This is a genomic window from Parendozoicomonas callyspongiae, assembly GCF_023502345.1.
Taxonomy (GTDB): domain Bacteria; phylum Pseudomonadota; class Gammaproteobacteria; order Pseudomonadales; family Endozoicomonadaceae; genus Sansalvadorimonas; species Sansalvadorimonas callyspongiae.
On sequence record NZ_JAMFLX010000063.1, the window covers coordinates 1 to 3,984 of the forward strand.

5 protein-coding genes are annotated in these 3,984 nt (G+C 37.7%); 4 read left to right on the top strand and 1 reads right to left on the bottom strand.

Going from position 1 to position 3,984, the window contains the following annotated elements; translation table 11 throughout:
* Together M3P05_RS20145 and M3P05_RS20150 are read left to right on the top strand one after the other, a co-directional pair.
* Positions 1-433 (top strand): hypothetical protein (locus tag M3P05_RS20145; protein ID WP_249701925.1); only part of this gene is annotated, 433 nt, incomplete at its 5' end.
* Positions 434-523: 90 nt separating this feature from the next.
* Complete coding sequence (locus M3P05_RS20150; RefSeq protein WP_249701926.1) at positions 524-1,477, top strand: DUF6414 family protein; 954 nt, start codon at positions 524-526, stop codon at positions 1,475-1,477.
* A 446-nt stretch (positions 1,478-1,923) separates the two neighbouring features.
* On the opposite strand, the gene M3P05_RS20155 is transcribed toward M3P05_RS20150, so the two are convergent.
* Positions 1,924-2,112, bottom strand: coding sequence for a hypothetical protein (locus M3P05_RS20155; protein WP_249701576.1), 189 nt, complete (start codon positions 2,110-2,112; stop codon positions 1,924-1,926).
* Between M3P05_RS20155 and M3P05_RS20160 the strand changes: the two genes are divergently transcribed.
* Together M3P05_RS20160 and M3P05_RS20165 are read left to right on the top strand one after the other, a co-directional pair.
* Positions 2,097-2,888, top strand: a complete 792-nt coding sequence (locus M3P05_RS20160) for a hypothetical protein (RefSeq protein ID WP_249701927.1) — start codon at positions 2,097-2,099, stop codon at positions 2,886-2,888. The genes M3P05_RS20155 and M3P05_RS20160 overlap by 16 nt on opposite strands.
* Entirely contained in the window at positions 2,875-3,933 is a 1,059-nt protein-coding gene (locus M3P05_RS20165; RefSeq protein WP_249701928.1) for a phosphoadenosine phosphosulfate reductase domain-containing protein, read from the top strand. The genes M3P05_RS20160 and M3P05_RS20165 overlap by 14 nt, the downstream gene beginning before the upstream one ends.
* Positions 3,934-3,984 lie beyond the last annotated feature (51 nt).

The following is a 3,984-nucleotide window of genomic DNA, read 5'->3' on the forward strand; positions in this document are numbered from 1 at the left end:
AGCCAAATCAAGTATCGAGTCTATGGAAAGTAAAAAAATCAAATGGTTAATCTATACAGTGGTTGTAGGTTTGATACCTATATTATCGAGGCTTCTAGTTTGGGGAGTCACAAAAGGTAATGTTGTTGAAATATTTGTACCATCAGATTTTATTTCCTTTGGTTTGGTTCTACATATATCTAACATCAATGAAATAGAGCATTTTGACAACATTGATAGAAATTGGAAAACTGTCCAAAATGGGACGTCAATTTGCTTCATCGCTTTTTACAGTATTCTTTATTCACTCACATTGTTTGGTGATAAATTCATCGATCAGTCGGCAATAAAATTTTGTACAATTGGTCTCGCTATAATTTCATTTTCTCTTAGCTACTCGGTGTATGACAGGGTTTCAAACCATAGAACAGAAACACAGGGAGTTTCTGCATGACCACTGCAATAGTGACAGCAACTATTATCCTTTGTCTGCTTGGGGGAGGAGTTGCCATTTGGTCACTCATTTCGACACGAAATAAATTTTATGAAGATTACTTATCAAGGAAAAGATAAGATGAAAAATTTCGTTTATCTTGATGTAGAAAAACTTTACTCATTATCATCACAAGTTTTTGAAGGTATAACCGAATACATCCTAACTGAGTCTGGTAACTCTACGGAAGAGAAGGAGCAGCAAAAAGGACCCGTTGGTAGCGGACGTGTACTTGCAGATATTCTTAAGCAAAGTGATGTAAAAACTGAAAGAAAATACCTTCATGATCACTCTTACAATATTTTTGAAAATGAATTAAATAAAATTGGTAAAGTATTAGAGCTGTCAGTTTCTGAAGGAAATACTATCCAAGATTTAGAAGGTATGCCTTTTGTCCGAGTCAAAGCAAAAGTAACCTTTAATGACGTTAAATCAATACGTCACACTATGGAGAACTTTAACGAGATCGGTAAAGCAATGGCTTGTGTAACTACATTCGCTGAACGTGAAGAGTTAAAGTTGCAACATGACGATCAATTACAAAATACTAAAGATAGAAATCAAAAAAATAAAATTAATGGCGCATATAAAAAAGCAACAGACTTAGAAAAAATTGCAAAAGAGCGCGGACTATATCAAGACCCTGATTTCCTAAAAAGCCTATCCTACATGTTAAGCTATGGGTTTGATGACCAGTTCGAAGTTAAAATGGAATTGGAAAACTCCATAATATCTGCAAATCTGAAACGAGAGTGTCTTCGGGAAAAAGAAAACTTACTAATTAGAAAGTATTCTAGAAAAACAGAAGTTGAGTTTGTGATTTTTGGTGTTGTAACTCAATTTAAAGAAGTATCATTACCCCCTGAAAGCAACAATGATTCAGGCATACTCAAACTTGCCTTAGCAAATATGATTGACCATATGAGTCACTTGGAGTCAACATTTACAGGACGCCTGGAGAATGAAATCATTATTGATCCTATTGCCCTATATACAGAAATCTAGTTTTTCGCAATTGGCTTATAACAAGTAAATCCATGTGACGCCTACGGCGCACCTGATTTAGGCGTTACCCGCGTTGGGGGAATGAATAGTCCCAAGTCATCGTAAATCCCGCCAAAAGTCTTTAACCTCAGCCCTTTCAAAGCTGGCGGTCAGCAATAGAGTTGATTCGTGCAATGCCAGCGTCAGCAAAAGGAATTGCTGCAGGTTTATCTTCGCTGGCAGGCGGTAGCGTGCTCAACTAATTTATCTCTATCGTGCAACGCCAGCACAAGCATTGTGCAACCAGTGGTTCTGCAAAGCTGGCAGCCAGCATCGGAGTTTGTCACGGTTTAAATCCTGATAGTTCAGCAATTCAACGTGTTTCTCCTGCAAATATTTTCTGGCTGCTTCCCAGTTGTGCCAGCGCCAGCAAAGTGCTCCCAAGGTTTCGTGATGCTGTCAGTTCATTATTTCACGGCAAGCATTTCACATTTGCGTGGTGTAAAAATCGGGGTAAACTCAGCACCGCTATTCACTATTTCAAAGCTGGCAGGCAAGGCCGCAATTGGTTCCAGTTTTCCTGGTTGGTCAGCAAACAAACTCATTCTGCCTGCTCTTTGGTCACTGCTGCCTTTGTGCAATGCCAGCATCAGCATTTTCAAACATCGCCGCAAAAGCGGGTAACAAGTGCATCAAAGGGACGCCGCCTGCGGCGGCGCCCCTCATGCAAGCGTTAAATGCAAAACATACATCGAGAGTACAGATGGAACTCATAACACTAAAAAGATTTAGGAAAATTGTCCCTGGTGTTACTTTTATACTATTCGCAATTCCGTTATACATATACATAACAGGGAATTTCTTAGAGCTAGATGAAACACTAAAAATGATAACTGGAACAGGAGCAACTGTTATAGCTTACATAATTGGAAGCGTATTTAGCAGTTTAAAGTTCAGAGGACTCATAAATAATGAAGGTCACACAAGAATCACCAATAACATTAGGAGTAGACTTGTTGATGAAGGCTTAACAACTCAAGAGGAAGAAGAAACAATAAAAAAACTAAAGTCTTCAAAAAAATTGATGAATATTTTTTATAATTTTATTGATAACGACCCAAGTTTGAAAGAAAAGTCAAAGCTTGTGAGAGATAATGGATTAATGTGGACATCGACAGCGGATGTTGCACTTATTGGATATCTTTTCTCAGCTATCTACTTCTCGCTCTATTTTTTCTTAGAATACGCTCCAATCTTGTATATATCTGGGACCATAATTATTATTATCACATTATTGTCACATATGCTAATACACCCCAGAACTGTAAAAGAACATATTAGGCTTGGAAATGATCAAATAGATTTCATTACCACAAACCACAAAAAAGAGCTCCAGAAAAGGATAGCGGAGCTAGTTAATGACTTTAAGTAACTTTGAAATTGTATCGGATGTAACAAAAGAGTATTTTTGTGTCGATGAAAGACCTTGGGTAGTTGGCTATAGCGGTGGAAAAGACTCATCCCTAGTTATAAAAATCTTGCTCACTTCACTATCAGGATTGAATCACCCTAAAGAAGTGAATATCTTTTACTGTGACACTGGCGTTGAAATCCCTGTACTTCGAGATCATATAATTGAAAGTTTAAAACTGATACAAGCTGAGGGACTGTCTTTAGGAATAAATATAAAAACTACATGTATCAAACCACCACTTAAAGACCACTATTTTGTGAAAGTAATAGGTCGAGGTTATCCAACACCAACCAACAAGTTTAGGTGGTGTACTGATAAATTAAGAATAAATCCAGTTCAGCAAGCAATTAAGGAAATCGTTGGGGAAGAGGAAACCATTGTAGTTCTAGGAACAAGATATAATGAAAGCAATGAGAGAGACAAGATCCTAAAAAGAAACGAAACTGATAACAAATACTTCTTCAAACAAACGGGGCACAAAAATACAATTCTATTTAGCCCCATTCGAGACTTTTCTACAGACGATGTTTGGGAGTCTCTATTAACTAAAAACAATATAACATCAATCAATGCCTCTTACATTGCTGATATTTATCGTCAAATATCTGGTGAATGTCCTATCATCCGATTACCAGATAGCACACCATGCAGTAAAGGAAGGTTCGGGTGCTGGACGTGCACAGTTGTACGGCAGGATAAAGCTACTAGTAATCTTATTAAAAATGGATTTCGTAGCTTGGAACCCCTACTAGAATTTCGAAGTTGGATATTATCTATTAGAGATGATACAAATCATCGCTGCACAGTTAGAAGAAATGGAGTCCGAGGTTTGGGGCCATTTAGACTAAAATCCAGAGAAATTATTCTAAACAAACTTCTGGAAACTGAAAAGAAAAGCGGGTTTACTCTTATCTCAGAAGAAGAGATAGAAACGATTTATAAACTATGGGAAGAAGATAAAGCTTCTCCCAAGTATCAAGAAGATCCTGCAATTTTCATTTAACAAGGCGTTGGTGTGGGACGCCGCGCTGCGGCGCCCCACAACTTGGCGTTA

Coding starts and splice junctions, on each gene's coding strand:
- M3P05_RS20165 (WP_249701928.1), top strand. CDS start 2,875: ATGACTTTAAGTAACTTTGAAATTGTATCGGATGTAACAAAAGAGTAT.
- M3P05_RS20155 (WP_249701576.1), bottom strand. CDS start 2,112: ATGCTGATGCTGGCATTGCACAAAGGCAGCAGTGACCAAAGAGCAGGC.
- M3P05_RS20150 (WP_249701926.1), top strand. CDS start 524: ATGAAGATTACTTATCAAGGAAAAGATAAGATGAAAAATTTCGTTTAT.
- M3P05_RS20160 (WP_249701927.1), top strand. CDS start 2,097: ATGCCAGCATCAGCATTTTCAAACATCGCCGCAAAAGCGGGTAACAAG.